The sequence below is a fragment of the Mesorhizobium sp. M1A.F.Ca.IN.020.03.2.1 genome (genome assembly GCF_004023205.1).
Taxonomy (GTDB): domain Bacteria; phylum Pseudomonadota; class Alphaproteobacteria; order Rhizobiales; family Rhizobiaceae; genus Mesorhizobium.
Genome location: NZ_RZSV01000158.1, coordinates 9,616 through 13,796, shown reverse-complemented (window position 1 = coordinate 13,796; position 4,181 = coordinate 9,616). Strand labels below are relative to the sequence as shown.

Annotated in this window: 3 protein-coding genes and 1 tRNA gene; 2 read left to right on the top strand and 2 right to left on the bottom strand. The window is 64.3% G+C overall.

The features are described 5' to 3' along the window. Positions 1-1,775: adenylate/guanylate cyclase domain-containing protein (locus tag EOA79_RS22145; RefSeq protein WP_128293270.1), on the top strand; the 1,775-nt coding region annotated here is incomplete at its 5' end. 86 nt (positions 1,776-1,861) lie between these two features. On the opposite strand, the gene EOA79_RS22140 is transcribed toward EOA79_RS22145, so the two are convergent. Then, a tRNA-Met gene (locus EOA79_RS22140) sits at positions 1,862-1,938 on the bottom strand. A gap of 230 nt (positions 1,939-2,168) precedes the next feature. On the opposite strand from EOA79_RS22140, the gene EOA79_RS22135 reads away from it, so the two are divergent. Further along, positions 2,169-3,134 (top strand): Gfo/Idh/MocA family oxidoreductase, encoded by a 966-nt coding sequence (locus EOA79_RS22135; RefSeq protein WP_095823321.1) that lies wholly within the window; start codon positions 2,169-2,171, stop codon positions 3,132-3,134. 53 nt (positions 3,135-3,187) lie between these two features. On the opposite strand, the gene mnmA is transcribed toward EOA79_RS22135, so the two are convergent. Further along, the coding region (mnmA, locus tag EOA79_RS22130) for a tRNA 2-thiouridine(34) synthase MnmA (protein ID WP_245489913.1) at positions 3,188-4,181 on the bottom strand (994 nt) is incomplete at its 5' end.

Genomic DNA, 4,181 nt, shown 5'->3' with positions numbered 1-4,181 from the left:
GTGCAGCGGAAACAGGATCAACGCCAGATCGCCTCGCCGCTCTGGAAACGGCTTCCTCGGAGATCGACGAAAAGCTGCAAACCCGTTTTCGGCAGCGGGTGGACGAGTTCGAGGTACTCACCGATGGTGAGAGCAGCATCCCGAAGGCACGGGAGGAGGAGCTTGCGGTCCTCTCGCAGGGCGAAAAGCTTCTGGCTGAAAACAATCGGCTGTCGCGCAGTCTGACCGCAGCCGTCGACCGTCTTGTCGCCGCAGCGGACCGCGAGATCGCTGCCTCCGGTCGCGAAGCCGCGCTCGTCCAGCGCTACGGCACCGGAGTTGTCCTCGGCTCTGCGTTTCTCAGCCTGTTGAGCTCGGTTCTGGTCGTCTGGCTCTATGTCGACCGCAGCCTACTCGCCCGTCTGGGAGCGGTGAGTCAGGGCATGCTCGCGATCGCGGGCGGCGACCTTCGTGCGCCGCTGCCGGCGGCGGGCAGCGACGAAATCGGGCGCATGGCCGAGGCGCTGAGCCTCTTCCGGGATACCGCTGTCGAGGTCGAGGAAAAGAACCTGCGCGACGTTGCAGAAGCGCGTCAGCGGCTGGTCGATGCCATCGAAAGCATTTCCGAAGGTTTCGCTCTCTATGACAAAGAGGACTGGCTTGTCCTTAGCAACAGCCGCTACCGCGAACTGCTATACGCCGGTCTGGAGGCAGAGCTAACCCCCGGCATGGCATTCGAGGAGATCATTCGCCGATCCGCGGAGCGTGGCTACATCAGGGATGCCGAGGGTCGGGTCGATGAGTGGGTCGCGGAGCGCCTATGGCGGCACCGTAACCCCGGCGAACCGTGGGTGCAGCGGCGGGGCGACGGACGATGGATCATGATAAACGAGCGGCGGATCAGCGCCGGCGGCACGGTCGCCGTCTATTCGGACATCACCGAGCTGAAGCAAAGGGAGGAGAACCTCGCCGAGAAGTCCGCTGCCCTGGAAGCGCTTTCCAGCAAGCTGGCGAAATATCTGGCGCCCCAAGTGTACAGCTCGATATTCACCGGCCGCCAAGACGTTAGAATCGCCAGCCAGCGTAAGAAGCTGACCATATGCTTCTCCGATATCGCCGGCTTTACCGAGACCACCGACAAGATGGAATCCGAGGATCTCACCCAGCTCCTCAATCACTACCTGACGGAAATGTCGAAAATCGCGTTGGATCATGGTGCCACGATCGACAAGTACGTCGGCGACGCGATCCTGATGTTTTTCGGCGACCCTGAGACGCGCGGCGTCAAGCAGGACGCGCTGGCTTGCGTGCAGATGGCGCTTGCCATGCAAAAGCGGATCAGCGAGCTTACGGAGGTCTGGCGGGACATGGGGATCGAAACACCGCTGCGCTGCCGCATCGGCATCCATACCGACTACTGCACCGTCGGTAACTTCGGCAGCGAGGACCGGATGGATTACACGATAATCGGCGGCGCCGTGAATCTCGCCTCGCGCCTGGAACAAGAGGCGGCTCCGGGGACCATCCTCATTTCCTACGAGACGTTTGCGCAAGTGAAGGACACGATCGATTGTGAGGAGATGGGGCACGTCCAGGTCAAGGGCATCGCCTATCCGGTCGCTACCTACCGCGTCATCAAGGCCAATCTAGCGGGCGCCTGTCGCGTTGTTCGAACCGAGCTGCCGCACTTCAGGCTGGAACTTGAACCGGGGCTGATGTCCGCCGATGAGCGTGGCGGTGCCGCCACTGCGCTTCGAGACGCGCTGGACCGGCTTTCCCACAAGCCCGGGCAGTAGGAGCTGGGTGCCGCGCCTGCCGGCAAATCACCGAACCGGGTCCGAGCAAGTCACGAACGATGTATTCGGGTCGGACAGGTGTGAGATGGTAGCGGAGGAGGGACTTGAACCCCCGACCCCAGGATTATGATTCCCGTGCTCTAACCAACTGAGCTACTCCGCCAGGAGCGGCGAAGAGGCTCGAAGAACCACACCGGTCGTGGGCAATTCGAGGCGTTCGCCAAGGTCGCGCGGATATAAGGTTGGCAGGGCAAAGCTGTCAAGCCGCACGCATCAGCATAATCTCATCCCGGAAAAGCCTTGCCGGGCAGACGCTGAAGCGCATGCAATCGGGGTTGAGTTCGACGGGGCACGTCGCTATGTCTCGGCCACGAAATTCTAGAGTTTGAACGAATGAAGCCGCGCATCGCCGTCCTCGGTTGCGGATACTGGGGCAGCAACCACATCCGCACCCTCAAGGCGCTTGGCGTGCTCCATGCCGTTTCCGACGTCAACCGTGCCCGCGCCGAAGGCTTTGCCAGCGAGCAGGACTGCCTGGCGATCGGGCCGGACGAGTTGTTCGAGCGCGCCGATGTCGACGCCATTGTCATGGCGCTGCCGCCGCAATTCCATGCCGACATGGCGCTGCGCGCCATCGAGGGCGGCAAGGACGTGCTGGTGGAAAAGCCGATCGCGCTGACGGTCGCGGACGCCGAGCGTTCGGTGCAGGCGGCCAGGAACAATGGCCGCGTCTTCATGGTGGGCCACGTGCTGCGCTTCCACCCCGCCTTCGAGACGCTGAAGGCGTTGATCGACAATGGCGAGCTCGGCGAGGTGCGCTACATCCACTCGCACCGGCTCGGCCTCGGCAAGTTTCACACCGAGAACGACGCGCTCTGGGACCTTGCGCCGCATGACCTCTCGATGATCCTCGCCATCACCGGCACCGAGCCGATCGAGGTCAGGGGCGAGGGCGCGGCACTGCTCGACAACCTCAGCGACTTCGCGCATCTGCACATGCGCTTTCCGAACGGCGTGCGCAGCCATCTGTTCGCTTCTCGTCTCAATCCCTATCGCGAGCGCCGGCTGACCGTGGTCGGAACCAAGGCGATGGCGGTGTTCGACGATGTCGAGCCGTGGGAGCGCAAGCTTGCCGTCTACAGGCACGCTGTCTGGCAGGACAGCGGCCAGTGGGCGTTCACCGCCAACGAGCCTTCCTACGTTACGGTCGGCGAAGGCATGCCGCTGACGCGCGAGCTCGCCCACTTCATGCAGTGCATCGAGACGCGCGCCGAACCCCGCACCGACGGCGAGGAAGCGATCCGGGTGCTGCGCATCCTGACGGCTGGGACGGTGGCGCATAGCGGGTCGCCCGCTTAAGGCGCGTCCACAAAAGGGAATCCTGAGGCAAAGCGCCCGATTGAAGGCGTGGGTTACTCGGCGGGGACGTGCGCGGGCTGCTGCGCAAGCCTGGATAGCATCGCCTCGGCCTCGGCGCCGCGCTCGGAGCGCTCGATAAAGCCGCCGCCATAGACTCGCGCCTCATCGCCGTCATCGGAATAGAGCACGCAGGCCTGTCCGGGCGCGATGCCGGATTCGCCGTCGACCAGCTCGACCGAGGTGACGCCGTCGCGGTGATGCAGCACGGCCGGGCGCGGCGGCCGGGTCGAACGGACTTTTGCGAAAAGCTCGATCCCGCCGGCCGGAACGTCGGAGAGCGGGCCGTCGCCGAGCCAGTTCATGGCGCGCAGGTAGATCCTGTGCGTCTCCAGCGCCTCGCGCGGGCCGACAATGACGCGGGCGCGGTCGGCGTCGAGATGGACGACGTAGAGCGGCTCGCCCGAAGCGATGCCGATGCCGCGGCGCTGGCCGATCGTGTAGCGCAAGATGCCTTCGTGACGCCCGAGCACGCGACCGTCGATATGGACAATATCGCCTGGATTGGCGGCCGCCGGCTTCAGCTTGGCGATAATGTCGGAGTACTTGCCCTGCGGCACGAAGCAGATGTCCTGGCTGTCCTGCTTGGCGGCGACCGTCAGCCCCATCTCCTCGGCGATCGCCCGCACCTGCGGCTTGGGAAGTCCGCCGAGCGGGAAGCGCAGATAGTCGATCTGCGCCTGGGTCGTGGCGAATAGGAAATAGCTCTGGTCGCGGTCTGCATCGACCGGCCTGTAGAGCGCGCGATGCGCGCCATTGGCGCGCGAGCGGATGTAATGGCCCGTGGCCAAAGCATCGGCGCCGAGATCCTGGGCGGTGGCCAAAAGGTCCGCGAACTTGACCGTTTGGTTGCAGGACACGCAGGGGATGGGCGTCTCCCCGGCGACGTAGCTCTCGGCGAAGGGATCGATGACGGCCTTGCGGAAGCGCTCTTCATAGTCGAGCACGTAATGCGGGATCCCGAGCGTCTCGGAAACCCGGCGGGCGCCG